This is a genomic window from Polaribacter sp. SA4-12 (assembly GCF_002163675.1).
GTDB lineage: Bacteria > Bacteroidota > Bacteroidia > Flavobacteriales > Flavobacteriaceae > Polaribacter.
The window spans coordinates 3,479,353-3,498,812 of record NZ_CP019334.1 but is presented as its reverse complement, the minus strand read 5'-3'; the positions used below and the strand labels follow the sequence as shown (position 1 = coordinate 3,498,812).

Annotated in this window: 17 protein-coding genes; 8 read left to right on the top strand and 9 right to left on the bottom strand. The window is 30.9% G+C overall.

Annotated elements, in window-relative coordinates; translation table 11 throughout:
• Window positions 1–55: 55 nt before the first annotated feature.
• Complete coding sequence (locus BTO07_RS15230; RefSeq protein ID WP_087522038.1) at window positions 56–1,972, bottom strand: ABC-F family ATP-binding cassette domain-containing protein; 1,917 nt, start codon at window positions 1,970–1,972, stop codon at window positions 56–58.
• Window positions 1,973–2,047: 75 nt separating this feature from the next.
• Between BTO07_RS15230 and BTO07_RS15225 the strand changes: the two genes are divergently transcribed.
• On the top strand, window positions 2,048–2,440 hold the full coding sequence (locus BTO07_RS15225) for a DUF983 domain-containing protein (RefSeq protein ID WP_087522037.1): 393 nt from the start codon (window positions 2,048–2,050) through the stop codon (window positions 2,438–2,440).
• A gap of 113 nt (window positions 2,441–2,553) precedes the next feature.
• Here BTO07_RS15225 and BTO07_RS15220 read toward each other — a convergent pair whose 3' ends face one another.
• The 7 genes from BTO07_RS15220 to topA all read right to left on the bottom strand — a co-directional run bounded on the left by BTO07_RS15220 (window position 2,554) and on the right by topA (window position 12,111).
• Entirely contained in the window at window positions 2,554–3,615 is a 1,062-nt protein-coding gene (locus tag BTO07_RS15220) for an NAD(P)/FAD-dependent oxidoreductase (RefSeq protein ID WP_087522036.1), read from the bottom strand.
• Window positions 3,616–3,810: 195 nt separating this feature from the next.
• Window positions 3,811–4,665 carry a type IX secretion system ring protein PorN/GldN gene (gldN, locus tag BTO07_RS15215; protein ID WP_087522035.1) on the bottom strand — a complete coding sequence of 285 codons (855 nt, stop codon included), beginning with the start codon at window positions 4,663–4,665 and terminating at the stop codon, window positions 3,811–3,813.
• A 17-nt stretch (window positions 4,666–4,682) separates the two neighbouring features.
• Window positions 4,683–6,212, bottom strand: a complete 1,530-nt coding sequence (gene gldM, locus BTO07_RS15210; RefSeq protein WP_087522034.1) for a type IX secretion system motor protein PorM/GldM — start codon at window positions 6,210–6,212, stop codon at window positions 4,683–4,685.
• A 46-nt stretch (window positions 6,213–6,258) separates the two neighbouring features.
• Complete coding sequence (gene gldL, locus BTO07_RS15205) at window positions 6,259–6,894, bottom strand: type IX secretion system motor protein PorL/GldL (RefSeq protein ID WP_087522033.1); 636 nt, start codon at window positions 6,892–6,894, stop codon at window positions 6,259–6,261.
• 26 nt (window positions 6,895–6,920) lie between these two features.
• Complete coding sequence (gene gldK / locus BTO07_RS15200; RefSeq protein WP_087522032.1) at window positions 6,921–8,294, bottom strand: type IX secretion system lipoprotein PorK/GldK; 1,374 nt, start codon at window positions 8,292–8,294, stop codon at window positions 6,921–6,923.
• 106 nt (window positions 8,295–8,400) lie between these two features.
• Entirely contained in the window at window positions 8,401–9,561 is a 1,161-nt protein-coding gene (locus BTO07_RS15195; protein WP_087522031.1) for a formimidoylglutamase, read from the bottom strand.
• A gap of 36 nt (window positions 9,562–9,597) precedes the next feature.
• A complete protein-coding gene (topA, locus tag BTO07_RS15190) occupies window positions 9,598–12,111 on the bottom strand; it encodes a type I DNA topoisomerase (RefSeq protein WP_087522030.1) in 2,514 nt (837 codons plus the stop codon).
• 202 nt (window positions 12,112–12,313) lie between these two features.
• On the opposite strand from topA, the gene miaB reads away from it, so the two are divergent.
• The 7 genes from miaB (at window position 12,314) to groL (ending at window position 19,072) form a co-directional block, all read left to right on the top strand.
• Window positions 12,314–13,768 (top strand): tRNA (N6-isopentenyl adenosine(37)-C2)-methylthiotransferase MiaB, encoded by a 1,455-nt coding sequence (gene miaB / locus BTO07_RS15185; RefSeq protein ID WP_087522029.1) that lies wholly within the window; start codon window positions 12,314–12,316, stop codon window positions 13,766–13,768.
• A 193-nt stretch (window positions 13,769–13,961) separates the two neighbouring features.
• Window positions 13,962–15,185: a sigma 54-interacting transcriptional regulator gene (locus BTO07_RS15180; RefSeq protein WP_087522028.1), complete on the top strand. Its 1,224-nt coding sequence runs from the start codon at window positions 13,962–13,964 to the stop codon at window positions 15,183–15,185.
• Window positions 15,186–15,290: 105 nt separating this feature from the next.
• A complete protein-coding gene (locus BTO07_RS15175; protein WP_087522027.1) occupies window positions 15,291–15,803 on the top strand; it encodes an LptE family protein in 513 nt (170 codons plus the stop codon).
• Window positions 15,797–16,585, top strand: coding sequence for a hypothetical protein (locus BTO07_RS15170; protein ID WP_087522026.1), 789 nt, complete (start codon window positions 15,797–15,799; stop codon window positions 16,583–16,585). The genes BTO07_RS15175 and BTO07_RS15170 overlap by 7 nt, the downstream gene beginning before the upstream one ends.
• Window positions 16,582–16,914 (top strand): preprotein translocase subunit SecG, encoded by a 333-nt coding sequence (secG, locus tag BTO07_RS15165; protein ID WP_087522025.1) that lies wholly within the window; start codon window positions 16,582–16,584, stop codon window positions 16,912–16,914. The genes BTO07_RS15170 and secG overlap by 4 nt, the downstream gene beginning before the upstream one ends.
• Window positions 16,915–17,082: 168 nt before the next feature.
• On the top strand, window positions 17,083–17,358 hold the full coding sequence (locus BTO07_RS15160) for a co-chaperone GroES (protein WP_087522024.1): 276 nt from the start codon (window positions 17,083–17,085) through the stop codon (window positions 17,356–17,358).
• Window positions 17,359–17,440: 82 nt separating this feature from the next.
• Complete coding sequence (gene groL / locus BTO07_RS15155; RefSeq protein ID WP_087522023.1) at window positions 17,441–19,072, top strand: chaperonin GroEL; 1,632 nt, start codon at window positions 17,441–17,443, stop codon at window positions 19,070–19,072.
• Between the two features lie 130 nt (window positions 19,073–19,202).
• On the opposite strand, the gene BTO07_RS15150 is transcribed toward groL, so the two are convergent.
• The gene (locus BTO07_RS15150; RefSeq protein ID WP_087522022.1) at window positions 19,203–19,457 is read right to left on the bottom strand and encodes a heavy metal-binding domain-containing protein; all 255 of its coding nucleotides are present in this window, start codon (window positions 19,455–19,457) and stop codon (window positions 19,203–19,205) included.
• Window positions 19,458–19,460: the final 3 nt, after the last annotated feature.

Genomic DNA, 19,460 nt, shown 5'->3' with positions numbered 1-19,460 from the left:
CTCTTTATAGAAATGGCTGTATAACTTATCAAAAGAAAAACAGCCACTTAAAAAGTTATGAAAAATTAGAAACTTCTGCTTCTACCTTTTCCCATTGTTCCATTAAAGAATCTAATTTTGCTTTCTTTGCTTTGTATTTTTCAAAGAAGTTTGGTCTTGCAGAAACTTCATCATAATTTTGTGCTAATTCTAAGTCTATTTTTGCAATTTCACCTTCTAAATCAGCAATTTCAGTTTCTATATTAGAAAGCTTGTTCTTCAATTTCTTCAATTGCTTTTCTTGCTCTCTAGATAATTGATGTGATTCTTTTTTAGAAGAATCTTTATCAACCTTTACAACTGTTCTTTTTTCTGCCTCTCTAAGGTTCTCAATTTTATGTTGCTCTAAGAAATAATCAATATCACCTAAATATTCTTTTATCACTTTATCTTTAAAACCATAAACACTAGAGGTTAATCCTTGTAAGAAATCTCTATCGTGAGAAACCACAATTAAAGTTCCATTAAAACTTCTTAAAGCTTCTTTTAATACTGTTTTAGAAGCAATATCTAAGTGATTGGTTGGCTCATCCATTATCAACACATTAAATGGTTGTAATAATAATTTACATAAAGCTAACCTATTTCTTTCTCCTCCAGAAAGTACTTTTGCTTTTTTATCTACTGCATCTCCACCAAATAAGAAAGAACCTAACATATCTCTTACGCGCATTCTGTTTCCATCAGTTGCAGCATCTTCCATGATTTCTAATACTGTTTTTTCTGGTGGTAATTCTTCAGATTGATTTTGAGCAAAATAACCGATTTCTACATTATGCCCTAGTTTTAAATGACCTTTAAACGGAATTTCACCAACCATCATTTTTGCCAAAGTAGATTTTCCTTGTCCATTCTGACCAACAAAAGCAATTTTACTATTTTTTTCAATTAATAAATCTACATCTTCTAAAACGTGCTTATCTCCATAACTCTTGCACAACTTCTCTGCTTCCACAATAATTTTTCCAGGTTCTTTAGAAATAGCAAAACGAACATTCATTGCTTGGTTATCATCTTGGTCAACCTCAATTAATTCAACTTTATCAAGTTGTTTCATTAAAGATTGCGCCATAGAAGCTTTACTAGCTTTCGCTTTAAACTTATTTATTAAATGCTGTTTCTGTTTTATTTCTTTCTCTTGATTTTTCTGCGCTTGTAATTGTTTTTCCTTAATTTCTGCTCTTAATACTAAGAATTGAGAATATGGTTTTTTATAATCATAAATCTGACCTAAAGAAATCTCGATAGTTCTATTCGTTACATTATCTAAAAACATTTTATCATGCGATACTAATACAATTGCACCAGAATAAGACTTTAAAAAATTCTCTAACCAAATAATAGATTCAATATCTAAGTGATTTGTTGGCTCATCTAATAAAAGAATATCATTATTCTGTAAAAGTAGTTTTGCCAATTCAATACGCATTCTCCAACCTCCAGAAAAAGTACTAGTTAATTTATCAAAATCTTCTCTCTGAAAACCTAAACCTTGTAATATTTTCTCTGTATCTCCTTGATAATTGTAACCACCAAGCAATTCATAACGCTCAGTTAAGTCTGTTAAATCATGAATTAACTGACTGTAACCTTCACTTTCGTAATCGGTTCTAGTTGCTAATTGCTCATTAATTTCATCGAGTTTTAATTCAATTTCTTTAATTTCTTCAAAAGCTTGATACGCTTCTTCCAAAATTGTTCTTCCTTCAACAAAATCAATATCTTGTCTTAAAAAACCAATCTGAACATCTTTATCGAAAGCCATTGTACCACTGCTTTCTATATCTTTAGAAAGCACTTTTAAAAGCGTAGATTTTCCTGCCCCATTTTTACCAATAAGACCAATTCTATCACCTTTATTAAGTTTAAAAGTAATTCCTGAAAATAATTCAGTTCCCATAAAGGAAACCGTTAAGTTGTGTACGTTTAGCATGTAATATAATAAATTGTTACTTAAAAAAAGTTTTAAACTCTATATTTGCAAAAGTATACAAATTTATAGTCTATTATGTTTAAAAAAGGAACCAAGTTATATAGCATTGTAAATGCGAAGTGTCCAAGATGTCATGAAGGTGATTTTTTTGAGCATAAAATCACATACAACCCAAGTAAAATAACGAAGTTACACGATAATTGCCCAAAGTGTAATTTAAAATACATGATGGAACCTTCTTTCTTTTATGGAGCTATGTACGTAAATTACGGAATAACAGTTGCACTTTCTGTTGCAACTTTTGTAATTACAATGGGAATCCTAAATTTTTCTCTATTACAATGTTTCACTGCAATTATTGCTGTGCTACTCGTTTTAGCACCAATTAACATGCGTTTATCAAGAATTATTTGGATAAATATGTTTGTTTCTTACGATGAAAATATTTCTAAAAAAGAAATAAAATAAATATTTAGGGCGTTTTAACAGGCTTTCGCTACTCGCTTTTTTGTAAAAACAAAAAGAGCTCAAACAAACCGCTCAATCCTTAACGCGTATTGCATCCTTAAAAAGATATTCTTTTAAGACAGCCACTTGTTTAAATGCTTAAAACGATCAATATTTATTTCATCATCTAAGCTTTCCCCAACTTCTAAGTGATTAAAGAGGTTTTTAGCAACAGTTGGTGCAATCATTACACCACGAGTTCCTAAACCGTTTAAAACTATTAATTTCGATTCTTCCGGATGAATACCAACCAAAGGTCTTCTACCGGAAACTGTTGGTCTGATTCCTGCAGATTGAGAAACAATTGTATATGGAATAGTAATTACCTTTTTCAGTTTTTCTACCAACTCTTCTTTTCCTGCTTCCGATGGTTCAGATGTTTTGTCTGTCCAATTAAAAGTAGCTCCTACTTTGTATAAGTTATCACCCAAAGGCAATACAAAAAGAGTAGATTTTAAAAGAAAGTCGATATTTAATTCAGGAGCATGAATTGTCAATAATTCTCCTTTTGCCTCATTTATTGGTAAATAATTAAAATATGGATTCTGTGTAACTCCAAAACCTTCACAAAAAACAATTTTTGAAGCTGTAATATCTTTGTAAGTTATAAACTCTTTTTCAATGTTTAAATCATCATGTTTAAACTGTTCAAAACGAATTAAGTTATCAGATTCTAAATATGTTCTGTAAGCAGTTATTAGTTTTGCTGTATCAATTCTACCTGTTTTGTTCACATTACCAAAACTAAAATCAGCCAAAACTCCGTTATAATTTTGTTTATCTAATTTAGGATCTAAATAATCTACCAATCTTGGTTTATCTAAAACAGAAAACCAATTATTTTGGTCTTCAATAGATTTAAAAGATTTTTTAATAACAAACTTTTGATCAACAGTTATGTTTAATTTCTCTTCTAAACCTTTATAAAAAGGAAGTGCCAATTCTAATTGTTCTGTACCATTCCAAACAGATGTAAATCTTTTTAAAATAACAGGGTTATAAACACCACCAGCAACTAAAGAAGATGTTTGAGAATCATCTTCAAATACTAAGAATGTTTTTTTTGCTGCAATTAACTCTTCAACAAAAGCTAAACCTGCTAAACCTAAACCAACAATTATGTAATCTACTTTCATGGCATAAAAGTACGTGAATTTGCTCTTAAATTTTAATTATTCTAATTGTTTCTAAAATGTTTAGCCCTGATTGTAGCATTTGTTTGAGCTCTTTTTGAGGTACGAAAAAAAGCGAGTGCGAAAAGCAGGAAATAGCTACAAACAAAAAAACGCTTGCTTGCGCAAACGTTTTATATAATTTTAATGATTGTAGAACTAGTAATTCCACATATCCATTTCTCTGTTTCTAATGTCTTCTTTAATTTTATTAGCTTCTAATAATTGGAATAAAGAGTTACCTCTAACATAATCTGAAATAGCCCTGTTACCATAAATATTTTCTTCTCTAACAATTGTACTGCTAAACCTTCTAGCATTTAACATGTGATCAAAAGAAATTGGCTGTGAAGCGTTTTTTGGATTAAAAACTTTAGCATCATGTAAAACATCTCTTATTGAAGGAAAGAAAACCCAAAATAACTCATACAATTCTTCATCTTCAATATCTTGAACTCCTAAAGTTTGTACATCTTTACCCATTGGTGCTAATGCTAACAATCTGTATTTTAACTCACCTTGACGTTTATCAAAATACCACATTCCTTTAATCATATACCCTTCTACATCTTGTGTTTGAAGTCTAATTGTATCACTATAACCATTCTCTTCTCTAATACTAGACATTCTAGTGTCGATCTCGTTTTGAGTGATTTTAGATGTAAAGAAAGAATCTGAATATGCTTCTTTTATTTTACCCTGTTTAATTCCTTTAATCAATGTATCAAATAAAGATCTTCTGTCTGAAGAGATATTTGTAGTATCAATTGGAAAATAATAAGGTAAATTTATTTTTTGATTTAAATCAATAAATTCCCAAACCACTTTAGACCATAATACATCTCTATCATCTACGTATCCGTAAGGAATAGGCGCATCATTATCTGCAGCTACTTGTTGCTGATTTTTCACTCCTATTTGCTCAACCTTTTTAGCATTCAATAAGTTTGCTTGCGCATTTATTGAACCACTTATCATCAAAGCGAAAAATAATATTAAACAATTTTTAAACATATTTTATTTTTTTACTTCTAATTTGTTAACTCTATATTAACTGGTAATACTTTTTTAAGGTTATACCCGTTAGCTGTAGCTTTAATACCATAAATATTAATGATATCTCCCCTTTTCGCTTTAGACAGCTTTTGCTTTGCTGCAGCGTTTAATTTAGATCCATTCACAATAATAGTTAATTGACCTGGTACTTTAATTTTAAAACTCTGAACTTTAATTTTTAAATCGAATTCAAAATCTGGTAAACCTGCTGCAATTGGTGCATTAGACAAACCTGACTTAGGCATTCTTACAGTTCCATATTGTCCTCTTACAGATCCCATAGCAGCTGGTATATCTTTAATTCTGAAAGTAGCTTTAGAATTAACCGTTTTCCCACTACTTAACTTGGCACTAACATTAATCGTTGCTATTTTCCCTGCTCCTGGTCTAATACTATATTTTCCTTTACCTCCAGTTAAAGTTCCTCCACTTGCAGAAACTCTTAAATTGTTATCACTAACACCTGGTAAAGAAACTGAAATAGGATTTTGCAAACCTCTATAAACAACATTCATTTTATCTGCAGAAACTACAGCATTACTTGGTTCTGGAATAACAGAATAAGAACTTTCAAAAGGCACACCTACAACTTCACCATCTTGAGTAAAAGAAATTGTTCCTTTAATATCATGATTACCAACATTTCCTGCAGGCATATCTATAATTACTTGGCCGGATTGAATATTTTTGTAATCTCTACCGTTTAAAGTAACATTATCGGGAACCATAGTAGCATCATAACGACCTAAAACAATTTTACCTGTCACTTTTTCTCCTGCGAAATAAGCATTTTTTTCTAACGCAACTATTCCTTTGTAGTTAGTTAATGATAATGCCTCTTCTAATTTACCTCCTAATAAATCTGCAACAATATCACTTTCTGTATTCTTAATATCTGCTTGCATTTGAGTTAAACCAGTTAAAGAAGCTACTAAAGGAAAACCTTCAAATCTCGCATTTAAAAAAGGAACAGCTATTTTTGTTTCTTTATTAACTACATCTTCTGTAGAAAACCTTTTAGTTAAAACAGGAATAAACTTACTATCTGTCCCTAAAACAGAAGAAACATCAGTTCTATACCCATTAATATTATCTAAAAATTCTTGACCTTCTTTTGTGAATTTATCTCCTTTGAAGAAATACTCATCTAAAAAAGCTGTTTGATCCATAGATTCATAATCTTGCATATCATCTAAATCAGAAGTCATTTTACCTTTCAACTCCTCTAAATAAGAGTAAAAATTTGTTGAATAACTTTTAATCTTATCAGCTTGAACTTTTAATGGACCAAATTTAGCTGCTTGCTCAGAAGCCTTAGTAGCTAAATTAGCGTAAGCTTCATTATTTTTTGTTGTAGTTGAAATATTATTTTCAGTCAACTTTTCATTCATAAAACCAAAAGCAGATAAAACTTCTTTACTCATATTCATTGCTAACATTGCAATAAAAACAAGGTACATTAAGTTTATCATTTTCTGTCTTGCGGACATTTTTCCTCCTGCCATTATAATTAGTTTTTTAAGTAAATATTCATATTAGTTTAACTAATTATTATTTAGACATTGCAGAAAGCATACCTCCATAAACTCCGTTTAAAGAAGATAAGTTTTTTGCTAAAGACTCCATTTGTTCTTTTAATTTCTCTGTATTCTCAACAACAGCTCCATTTAATTCTGATTGCTTTGTTGTGTTTTCTACTTGTACTTTATACAAGTTATTTAAAGTTTCCATTTGCACTGCTGCCATAGAAACTTGCTCATTATATTTATTTGTAGATGAAATAGATTCTGATGCAGCAGATAATCCTTCTGCAGCTCCTTGAAAGTTTTTCATGCTTGTTCCTAAACTCTCCATTAAACCAGCATCAATATTAGCCTCTTGTAATAAAATATCTAATTTTTGAGATAATAAACCTTGTGCTCCAACTTCATCTTTTTCAACAGAGAAACCATCTTCGCCTAATTCAGGATATACTTTAGACCAATCAAAATCATCTTCTGGGGTATCAAATGCTGAAATTGCAAAAACCAATGCTTCAGTTACAAGACCAATAGATAACATTAATGTTCCTGTAAGAAAACCAATATGAAAGTGTGTAATTTTAAATAATGCTCCAATAATAACAACTGCTGCCCCCATTCCGTAAACGAAGTTCATTGTCTTTTTATAAGTTCTTGACTGTGCCATAGTAATATATATCTTTTTTAAATTATTTATTTATTTGCTGTACCAATGTAATTCTGAACGGTTCTAAAACCAATGTAACTTCTTGCTGTATCTGCATATTCATAATCTCTAGAACCTACTTCTAAAAAGTATGCAACATCTTTCCAAGAACCTCCACGTATTATTTTTCTTTTGTTTTTTCTATCCTCAACATTCGGATTCATTGTAGAAGCCATCTGATAAGAAGATAAATTATAAGCAGAATTTGTCCATTCAGAAACGTTCCCTGCCATATTATATAAACCGTAATCATTAGCGTTAAAAGATTTAGCTTCCATAGTATAAAGCGCTCCATCTACTGCATAATTACCTCTTACAGGCTTAAAGTTTGCTAAGAAACAACCTCTATCACTAGTTGTACCACCAGTTCCCCAAGGATATGTTGCAAATTCTAAACCTCCTCTGGCAGCATATTCCCATTCTGCTTCAGTTGGTAATCTAAAGTCTGGTACGGCTGTTGCATTTTTTCTACGTTTTAAATAATCGTTTTTCTTTTTAGTTCTCCAATTACAAAAAGCATTTGCTTGTCCCCAAGTAACACCAACTACTGGATAATCTCCATAAGATTGGTGATTAAAATAATCTTGGTGCATTGGATCATTATAAGAATAGTTAAAATCTTTTACCCAAACAGTTGTATCTGGGTAAATATTTAAAACCTCTGTTTTAACAAAATCTTTTCGATTACCACCTTTTCTAGCAGCATTATCTCTATCAAACCAAGAATATCTATATTTTAAGAATTTTGTATTAAATGTTCTAACTCCATCTACAGCTTCTTCTCTAGGAATGTATAAAGAATCCATAACTTCTACATAATCTACATCAGGAAATTCTTCTTTATTCCAAATAATATCGGCATCCCAATTTAATGGTTTTATAGAATCCATACCATCACCTAGGCTATAATAATTGTCGTACATATATTTTTGATACGCATTTGCATCTGTTGTGTCTGCTACAGCAAAGGCATAATCATGAATTCCACCAGATAATGGTGTTCCATCTGCGTTAGGCTCTCCAATCATTCCTGCAAATTCTTGTTGATACCCTAATCGAGTTCTTACAATAGAATCTTTTACCCAAACTACAAACTCTTTATATTCATTGTTTGTAACCTCTGTTTCGTCCATATAATATGGTCTAACGGTAACAGTTTTTGTTGGAGCATTCATCGTACCAATAATATCTTGATCTTGCTTACCCATTGTAAATGACCCCCCAGGTATTAAAGCCGTACCAAATGGTTTTTCTGAAAACCACTTTTTCTTAGACTTTACTCCTACTAACTCACCTCTATCATTAGAGCCACAACTGTAAAAAACTACTATTAAAAGTGCAAATATTGCTGCTTTCTTCATATTTTAAAATGTCTTTACTATAAAGTCCGTAAACCTATTATTTTTTTTGTTAAAAAACAATACACAAATTGCATTTTAACACTATGTTATTTTAACCTTTTTTTAATTACACTAATTTTCGCATCGCTTTATACCATTTCTCAGGAATAATTTGCTTTGTTGCATCGGTGTAGTCACTATAAGTACATGGTATTAACGCATGTCTTTTGTATTTATTATCCGATAATATTTTTATCTCTATCCACCATCTTCCAGATTTATTACTTTTATAAAATGTTAAAGGATCATCATCTTCTAATAAAACTGTAAATTTTTGATAATTTTCCTTTCCTGAAAACGGATAATCTTTTACTCTAAAATTAACTCCCTCAATAAAGTACCAAATCATTTGAGCAATTAAATGTGCCGTTTGGTGATTGTTATCTAACTTAGAATTATATTCATAAATTCCAAAAGAAGATACTTTATCACTTAAACCTGCATACCTTGAAATTGCACAAATTTCTTCTCCATAAAATCCATTTGGAGAAGCATTATTGTTGGCAGGAGCTTCACTTTGTCTTACAGAACCTAAATCTATAGAAACAATATCTGCATTTCTAAATACCGGCTCAATATTTTCTAATTCTTTCGCTTTCCCTAATCTGCAAGCGTCAAAAAACAAACTATCTAATAATTCAATTTCTTCTTGTGAATTAAAATAAGTCTGATAACCAACGTTACTATAATTAAACAAGTTGTTTGGTTCTTGCATAATTATTTTACTTAAATAAGATTGAGATGATAATTCATCATCTAAATTACCTAAATCGAAACGACTATCTACAGCTGCAATATTTACAGTTTGTTCTAAAGAATCGTAAGCTCTGTAATTTACATAAGTAATGTCTTGACCTCCACCAATAATAACTGGGATAATGTTTTTCTTAAGTAGATCTGTTATAATTTCAGAAACTGCAAAATAAGTATCAGAAACAGAATTCCCTTTTAACACATTTCCTAAATCAGCAATTGGAGCATTCCAGTTGCCTGGAAACAATTCATATAATTTTGTGCGGATAAAATGCAAATCCTCTCCACAACCAAAATTATTTTCAGAATTCCGATCTTCTTGAACTCCTAAAATTGCAATTTGAACGTTTTCTAAATCAGGAAAACCTTCTTCTTCAGTGTGAATTCTAATTATTTGACCAAAGCACAAATTAGACTGCACCGCTAAATGCGCTACAACCGATTCTTTTACAGGGGTTAAGAAGTCTTGGTTCATCAATTTTTTTTAAGAGGAATGCAATATAGCAAATACCTACTTCTTTTTCGTTGTTTTTTTAGCAGTAGTTTTCTTCTTTACGGCTTTTTTCTTTGCAACCTTTTTCTTTGGAGTTTTTGCTTCAATCATTTTAACAGCCTCTTCTTTGGTCATTTTCTCAATTTCAGTTGTTTTTGGCAACTCAATTTTGATTTTCCCTTTTAAAACATTAAACCGTCCCCATCTTGCTTTTTCAACACGGATACCAACATCTTCCCAATTGTGAAGAACTTTATCTATCTCTTTCTGTTTTTTAACTTCAATTAATTCAATAATATCATCATCAGTAAGATTATCAAAATCGTATTTTTTATTTACGTTGATAAAAATATTATTCCATTTTAAAAATGGTCCAAAACGTCCAACACCTTTCTGTACAGGTAAATCTTCGTAATGATAAATTGGTGCGTCTGCTTTTTGTTTAGCAACAATTAATTCTATTGCTCTAGGCAAATCAACCTCCATTGGGTTTTCTCCTTTTTCCAAAGAAACAAACATAGTTCCGAAACGAATATAAGGCCCAAAACGTCCGTTAGAAACGATTACTTCCTCATCTTCATATCCTCCTAATGTTTTTGGAAGCAAGAACAATTCTAATGCCTCTTCCATTGTAATTGTTCCTAAATGCTGATCTTTATTTAAACTAGCAAATACTTTTTCTTCATCTTCTGGCGCTCCAATTTGTGCAATTGGTCCAAATTTACCAAGACGAACTAAAACTGTTTTCCCAGTTTCTGGATGTTTTCCTAAAATACGTTCTCCACTTTCTCTATCTGCATTTTCTTTAACATCTTCTACAGTATCATGAAACTTTGTATAGAAACCTTTTATCATTTCTATCCAATCTTCATCACCATGAGAAATATCATCAAAAGAAGATTCTACTTTAGCTGTAAACCCAAAATCTAAAACATTAGAAAAGTTTGCAACTAAAAAGTCGTTCACAATATTTCCAATATCTGTAGGAATTAATTTATTTTTATTAGAACCTGTTTTTTCTGTCAACATTTGGCTTTTTACAGCTCCTGCAGATAAAATCATTTGTTCATAATCTCTCTCCAGACCTTCATCTTCTCCTTTTTCTACATAACCTCTTCTTTGTACTGTAGAAATTGTTGGCGCGTATGTAGACGGCCTACCAATACCTAATTCTTCTAATTGTTTTACCAAAGAAGCTTCTGTAAAACGGTAAGGCGGACTTGTAAATCTCTGAGTAGCATTTATAAAAGTATAATCTAAATGTTCACCAACTTTTAACGTTGGTAACATTCCTGCTTGCTCTTCATCTTCATTATCATTTCCTTCTAAATACACTTTTAAGAACCCTTCAAACTTTATCATTTCACCATTTGCAGTGAAGATTTTTGAATTTTTAGAATTTTCTATCTTAAAATTAGTTCTCTCTAACTGAGCATCACTCATTTGAGAAGCCAATGTTCTTTTCCAAATTAAATCATACAATCTAGTTTGATCATATTCAGTATCAACAGAATGCATTTTCATATTTGTAGGTCTAATCGCTTCATGGGCTTCTTGAGCTCCTTTAGATTTCGACTTAAAAACACGTTGTTTACTATATTCTTTTCCGTAGTAATTTGTAATTTCTTCTTCAGCTGCATCTCTTGCATCAACAGATAAGTTTACACTATCCGTTCTCATATAAGTAATTAAACCGGCTTCATACAAACGTTGTGCAACTTGCATTGTTTTAGCAACCGGAAAACCTAATTTACGAGAAGCTTCTTGTTGTAATGTTGAAGTTGTAAATGGCGCTGCTGGAGATTTTTTTGCTGGTTTCTTTGTTAATTCAGCAATAGAAAAATCTGCATCAGAACATGAATTTAAGAAATCTTCAGCAGATTTTTTAGAATCAAAATTCTTAGGAATTGAAGCTTTAAACTTTTTTCCTTCTACATTACAAAATTCAGCAACAACCTTATAATGTGTCTCAGAATTAAATTCGTAAATACTTCTTTCTTTTTCTACAATTAATCTAACAGCAACAGATTGCACTCTTCCTGCAGATAAACCTCCTTTAACTTTTCTCCATAAAACTGGAGATAGTTCATATCCAACAAGTCTGTCTAAAACTCTACGTGCTTGTTGTGCGTTTACCATATTATAGTCTATATCTCTAGGATTTTCGACTGCATTTAATATGGCTTTCTTAGTAATTTCATGAAAAACAATACGTTTTGTATTCTCTTCTTTTAAACCTAATTGTTCTTTCAAATGCCAAGCAATTGCTTCACCCTCTCTATCCTCATCACTCGCTAACCAAACAATGTCTGCTTTTTTCGCTAAAGCTTTTAGCTTCTTTACAACTGGTTTTTTATCGTCTGAAATAATATATTTTGGACTAAAATCTCCTTCTACATCAATACCCAATTCTTTGGATGGTAAGTCTGCAATATGACCATAACTAGATTCTACTTGAAAATCTTTTCCAAGAAATTTCTCGATGGTTTTTGCTTTTGCTGGTGACTCTACAATTACTAAATTCTTTGCCATTTATCTTTCTTTTATCAATAAAAACGCTTCAAAAACGTATTATTCTCATTTGCAAAAGTAGACAGTTTTTTGTAAAAAAAAATTATTTCTTCATTTTTCAATAAATAAATAATAGAATTGGTAGATTATTTTTTCTGCCAATTTGTCACAAAAATTCAAATTTGGTTGTATCTTTGCTCACCCTTTAATGATAAATTGATAGATGGAACACGTAGAAAAAATCATAGACGACAAAATACAAGGAAAGGCTCTTGTAACTGAAAATAAAAAACAAAACACTAAAAAATTATTCATTGAAAGCTATGGCTGTCAAATGAATATGAACGATAGTGAGATTGTTGCTGCTATATTAGATAAACAAGGTTATAACACAACTCAAGTGCTTGAAGAAGCAGATTTGGTATTAGTTAACACTTGCTCAATTAGAGAAAAAGCAGAAACAACTATTCGTAAAAGATTACAAAAATACAACGCTGTAAAACAAGTAAATAAAAATATGAAAGTTGGCGTTTTAGGTTGTATGGCCGAACGTTTAAAAGAAAAATTCTTAGAAGAAGAAAAAATCGTAGACTTAGTTGTTGGTCCAGATGCTTATAAAGACTTACCAAATTTATTGCAAGAAGTTAATGAAGGTAGAGATGCAGTAAATGTAATTTTATCAAAAGAAGAAACATATGGAGATATTGCTCCTGTAAGATTAAATTCTAACGGAGTTACAGCATTTGTTTCTATTACAAGAGGTTGTGACAATATGTGTACTTTTTGTGTGGTTCCTTTTACTCGTGGACGCGAAAGAAGTCGTGATCCAAAGAGTGTTTTAGAGGAAATTCAATCTATGGTTGACCAAAATTATAAAGAAATTACACTTTTAGGCCAAAATGTAGATAGCTTTTTATGGTATGGAGGTGGTCTTAAAAAAGATTTTAATAAAGCAACAGAAATGGCACAAGCAACTGCTGTAAATTTTGCTCAGTTGTTAGATATGTGTGCTACTCAATTTCCTAAAACACGTTTTCGTTTTGCAACGTCTAACCCTCAAGATATTAGTTTAGATGTAATTTACACAATGGCAAAACACAAGAATATCTGTAAATATCTTCATTTACCTGTTCAAAGTGGAAGTAACAATATGCTAAAAGCGATGAACAGACAACATACGCGTGAAGAATACATTACATTAATTGACAATATTTTTAAGATTGTTCCAGAAATGTCTTTATCACAAGATATGATTGTTGGTTTTTGTGGAGAAACAGAAGAAGATCATCAAGACACTTTAGATTTGATGAAATATGTAAAGTATGACTTCGGTTTTATGTTTACATATTCTGAAAGACCAGGAACTTTAGCTGCTAAAAAAATGGAAGATGATGTTCCTCATGCAGTAAAAAAACGCAGATTACAAGAAATTATCGACCTACAACAAGAACACGCTTTATATAGAACACAACAACATTTAGGTAAAACAGAAGAATTTTTAATTGAAGGTACTTCTAAGAAAAACCCAAATGAATGGAAAGGTAGAAATACACAAAATACCGTTGCGGTTTTTGCAAAAGGCGATTATAAATTAGGTGATTTTGTAATGGTAAAAGTAGAAGATTGTACATCGGCAACCTTAAAAGGAACTGCTGTTGGGTATTCTGATAATAATTAGAAGCTATTTCCTGCTTTACGTTGTATCTTTTTGTAAAAACAAAAAGGATGCCACTTCAATCAGGGCTAAGCATAATTAAGAATTATAGAGCTTTAGAAATTAAATTTCTTTTCTATAAATAATTGACAAAAAACTCAAGAAACAAGACATCTTGTTTCTTGAATCAAAATAATCCTGTTTCAAAAAAGAAAATATGGAAAACTTACAAGCATTAAAACAACGTTTTGGAATTATCGGTAACGATATTCACTTAAACCGTGCTTTAGAAAAAGCAGTAAGAGTTGCTCCTACTGATATTTCTGTTTTAGTTACTGGAGAAAGTGGAGTTGGTAAAGAAAATATTCCTAAAATAATACATTCATTATCACACAGAAAACATGCAAAATACATTGCAGTAAACTGTGGTGCAATTCCTGAAGGAACAATTGATAGTGAGTTATTTGGACATGAAAAAGGTTCATTTACAGGCGCAACACAAGACAGAAAAGGATATTTTGAAGTTGCTGATGGAGGAACTATCTTTTTAGATGAAGTTGGTGAATTGCCATTAACAACTCAAGTACGTTTATTACGTGTTTTAGAAAATGGTGAATTCATAAAAGTAGGTTCTTCTAAAGTAATAAAAAGCAATGTTAGAATTGTAGCTGCAACAAATGTAAATATGCAATCTGCTATTCAAAAAGAACGTTTTAGAGAAGATTTATATTACCGATTAAGTACTGTAGAAATTCATTTACCAGCATTAAGAGAGCGTGAAGAAGATATTCATTTATTATTTAGAAAATTTGCTGCAGATTTTGCTCAAAAATACAGAATGCCTTCTATTCGCTTAGATGAAAAAGCTGTGAAAATATTATTGAACTATCGTTTTCCAGGAAACATCCGTCAGTTAAAAAACTTAGCTGAACAAATCTCTGTTATTGAAGAAGAAAGAATTGTTTCTGCTGTTAAATTACAACAATACTTACCAAATAACAATGGTAATTTACCTGCTGTAATTGGTGGCAAGAAAGACAATGATTTTTCTACGGAACGTGACATTATGTATAAAATATTATTTGATATGCGTAATGACATCAACGATTTAAAAAAGTTGACGTTAGATTTAATGAAGAGTGGAAATGTAGAAGAAGTACAAGCAGAAAATCACCAATTGATTGAAAAAATCTACGGAGAAAAAGAGGAAATAGACAATAATGTAGAAGTATTGAATATTCCTCAAAATGCATCCGCAGAAAAAGATTATGATTTTATTGAGACTATCGAAGAAGACGAATCTTTATCTTTACAAGACAAAGAAATTGAAATGATTAAAAAATCTTTAGAAAAAAACAGTAACAAACGTAAACTTGCTGCTAAAGAACTAGGTATTTCAGAAAGAACATTATACCGAAAAATTAAACAATACGATTTGTAAAACTGAGTAATTGTTGAATCGTTTATTTGTACAATTGTAAACAAACTATCAGTTCGAGTGATTTCGATTTTTCCTCGAAATTGTATCGATAAAATTTTAAAAATTATGAAAAAACTATTATTTATAACATTCCTTTCTATCAGTTCTATATTAATGATTTCTTGCAAATCATGGCCATATTCTATGACAGGAGGAAGTACAGGAGATGCAAAAACACTTCAAATAGATTTCTTCAAAAATCAGGCCCCTTTAGTTGAACCAGGTCTAAGCCAGCTATTCACAATAGAAATGCTTGATTTATTTACAAGACAAACTAATTTAACAACCGTAACTTCTAACGGAGATTTATACTTTAGCGGAGAAATAACAGGTTATAGGATTACCCCAATGAGTGCAACTGCGGATCAAAAGGCTGCGCAAAACAGACTTACAATTACTGTAAATGTTCGTTTTGTAAATAAATTAATTGAGAAAGATGATTTTGAAAAACAATTTTCTTTTTATTCAGATTACGGAGCTACTGAACAACTTACTGGTAGTGTTCTAGAAACAGCTTTAGATGAAATTATAGAAAGAATAACACAAGATATCTTTAACGCTTCAGTTGCAAAATGGTAGTTTCAAAATTTACAGAAATTTTAAGCAAAAAAGAAAATATTCAGCAATTAGAAACTGCTGAGTTAAAATCTATTGTTGAAGAATTTCCATATTTTCAAGCCGCTAGAGCTTTATATTTAAAAGGATTAAAAAATCAAGATAGTTTTAAATACAATAACGAATTAAAAATAACTGCCTCTTACACAACAGACAGAACTGTTTTATTCAATTATATAACAACAAACCATTTCAATGATCAGAAACAAGATATCCATCAACAGATATCTGAAAAAATTTCTGAAGAAAAAATCAGTAAAGAGGCTTCTTCAATAATTAAAACATCAATAGAAAAACCTATTAAAATAATAGAGGAAGTAATTGAAGAAGAAATTATTGAAGTAACAGAAAAGTTAGAAATTGGTAAGCCTATTTCATTTTCATCCGCAGAAAATCATTCTTTTGGTGAATGGCTGCAACTTTCAACCAGAAAACCAATTGTAAGAGAAACTGAAAAACAAGTTGAAAAAACCACTAAAAAGGTTGATTTAATTAATAAATTCATTCAGAATAATCCTAAAATAAAGCCTTTAGCAAAAGATAAGACAATTGCTGTTCCTGTTGCAAAAAACAAGCAAGATTCGTCATTAATGACACAAACTTTGGCCAAAGTATACTTAGAGCAAAAAAAGTATGAAAATGCAATACAAGCTTATCGAATTTTAAGTTTGAAATATCCAGAAAAAAGTGGTTTCTTTGCAGACCAAATTAAAAGAATACAAATTTTACAAAAAAATAAATCATGAGTTACACAGCGTTTTTAATTCTAATTTTGATTGTAGCCATTGCATTAATCTTAATAGTGATGGTACAAAATCCTAAAGGTGGAGGATTATCTTCTTCTTTTGGAGGTGGTGGTGGAGCATCATTAGGTGGTGTGCAAAACACAAACAACTTTTTAGACAGAACAACTTGGACTTTAGCAATTGCTATGTTTGTATTAATTTTATTAGCAAATTTTGCAATTCCAAGAGGTGGAGACAACAACTTTAAATTAGACAATACTTTAGATGGTATTGAAACTACTGCTCCTGTTGAAACAACAACTCCTTCAACTAACGATAGTTTAAAATAATTATCTGTTAGAAATAACTTAAAATGCCAATGTGAATGACACGTTGGCATTTTTTTTGTTTAATTTTTAATAATAAAATCAATCAAAGAAAAATTGTCAGTTTTATTGTAATGGCACAATTTCTGACTATTTACTAACTGTAAAAAAATAATTCAAAATTTATATAAAATGGGATTAAACATAAAACCTTTAGCAGACAGAGTTCTTGTAGAACCTGCACCAGCAGAAACAAAAACAGCATCTGGATTAATTATACCAGATAATGCAAAAGAAAAACCACAAAAAGGAACTGTTGTTGCAGTTGGAAACGGTAAAGTTGACGAACCTTTAACTGTAAAAGTTGGTGACACTGTTTTGTATAGCAAATATGGTGGTACAGATTTAAAGCTAGAAGGAAAAGATTATTTAATGATGCGTGAATCTGATATTCTTGCAATTATATAAAGTATTCAGTTTACAGTTGCAGTTAGCAGTTGTAACGATTACACTTTTAAACAATTAAACGAATACACAAAATTAAAAAACAATGGCAAAAGATATAAAATTTGATATTGAAGCAAGAGACGGATTAAAACGTGGAGTTGATGCTTTAGCAAATGCAGTAAAAGTAACATTAGGACCAAAAGGAAGAAACGTGATTATTTCTAAATCTTTTGGAGCCCCAACTGTAACTAAAGATGGTGTTTCTGTTGCAAAAGAAATAGAATTAGAAAACCCTTTAGAAAACATGGGTGCTCAAATGGTAAAAGAAGTTGCTTCTAAAACCAATGATTTAGCTGGTGATGGTACTACAACAGCTACTGTTCTTGCGCAAGCAATTGTAAAAGAAGGATTAAAAAATGTTGCTGCTGGTGCAAATCCAATGGATTTAAAACGAGGAATAGACAAAGCAGTTGCTGCTATTGTTATTGATTTAGAAAAGCAAGCTGAAAAGGTTGGTAACTCATCAGAAAAGATAAAACAAGTTGCTGCTATTTCTGCAAACAACGATAACACAATTGGTGAATTAATCGCTACTGCTTTTACCAAAGTTGGTAAAGAAGGTGTTATCACTGTTGAGGAAGCTAAAGGAATGGAAACGTATGTTGATGTTGTAGAAGGTATGCAATTTGACAGAGGTTATTTATCTCCTTATTTTGTTACAGATGCAGACAAAATGATTGCTGATTTAGAAAATCCATATATTTTATTATTTGATAAAAAGATTTCTAACCTAAATGAAATTCTTCCAATTTTAGAACCTGTTTCTCAATCTGGAAGACCTTTATTAATTATTGCTGAAGATGTTGATGGACAAGCATTAGCTACTTTAGTTGTAAATAAATTAAGAGGTGGATTAAAAATTGCTGCTGTAAAAGCTCCAGGTTTTGGAGACAGAAGAAAAGCAATGTTAGAAGATATCGCTATTTTAACTGGAGGAACTGTAATTTCTGAAGAAAGAGGATTTTCATTAGAAAATGCAACTTTAGACCTTTTAGGAACTGCTGAAACAATTACTGTTGATAAAGACAATACTACAATTGTAAATGGTTCTGGTAATGCAGATGCTATTAAAACAAGAGTAAACCAAATTAAAGCACAAATAGAAACTACAACTTCTGATTACGACAAAGAAAAACTACAAGAACGTTTAGCTAAGTTAGCTGGTGGTGTTGCCGTTTTATATGTTGGTGCTGCTTCTGAAGTAGAAATGAAAGAGAAGAAAGATAGAGTTGATGATGCATTACACGCAACTCGTGCTGCTGTTGAAGAAGGTATTGTTGCTGGTGGTGGTGTTGCTTTAGTGAGAGCTAAAATAGTATTAGAGAAAATTACTACTGATAATTTAGACGAAACTACTGGTGTACAAATTATTAATAAAGCTATTGAAGCTCCATTAAGAATTATTGTTGAGAATGCTGGTGGTGAAGGTTCTGTAGTTTTAAATAAAGTTTTAGAAGGTAAAAAAGACTTTGGTTATGATGCAAAATCAGACAAATATGTAGACATGTTAGAAGCAGGAATTATTGATCCTAAAAAAGTTACTAGAGTTGCATTAGAAAATGCTGCTTCTGTTGCTGGAATGATTCTTACAACTGAATGTGCACTAATCGATATTAAAGAAGATGCTGCTGCAGGAATGCCTCCAATGGGTGGTGGTATGCCAGGAATGATGTAACCCACAGCGTGGGTTTGCAAGTATCTCATTCTTGCCAAAATTATATTTATAAAAATCCGATAGAAATTTCTATCGGATTTTTTTATATTATTAATTCTGTAACGTTATTTCAGGACGTCAAAAATCAATATTAATGGTTATGACCCTCATGATTTTCAGCGACTTTTTCCCTTAACTTCATTTCACAAACAGGACATTTACCTTCTTTATCGTACGTTTTTTCTTTTTCACACTTCATAGGGCATTGATATTTAACTTTCTCAACGTTTTGCTTTTTATCAGAAGTAATCTGTTCTTTCTTTTCTTCTTTTTTATCAGATTTACAAGATGTAAAAACGAAACTTACTGTAAAAATCACTGCTAATACTAAAATTATTTTCTTCATTAT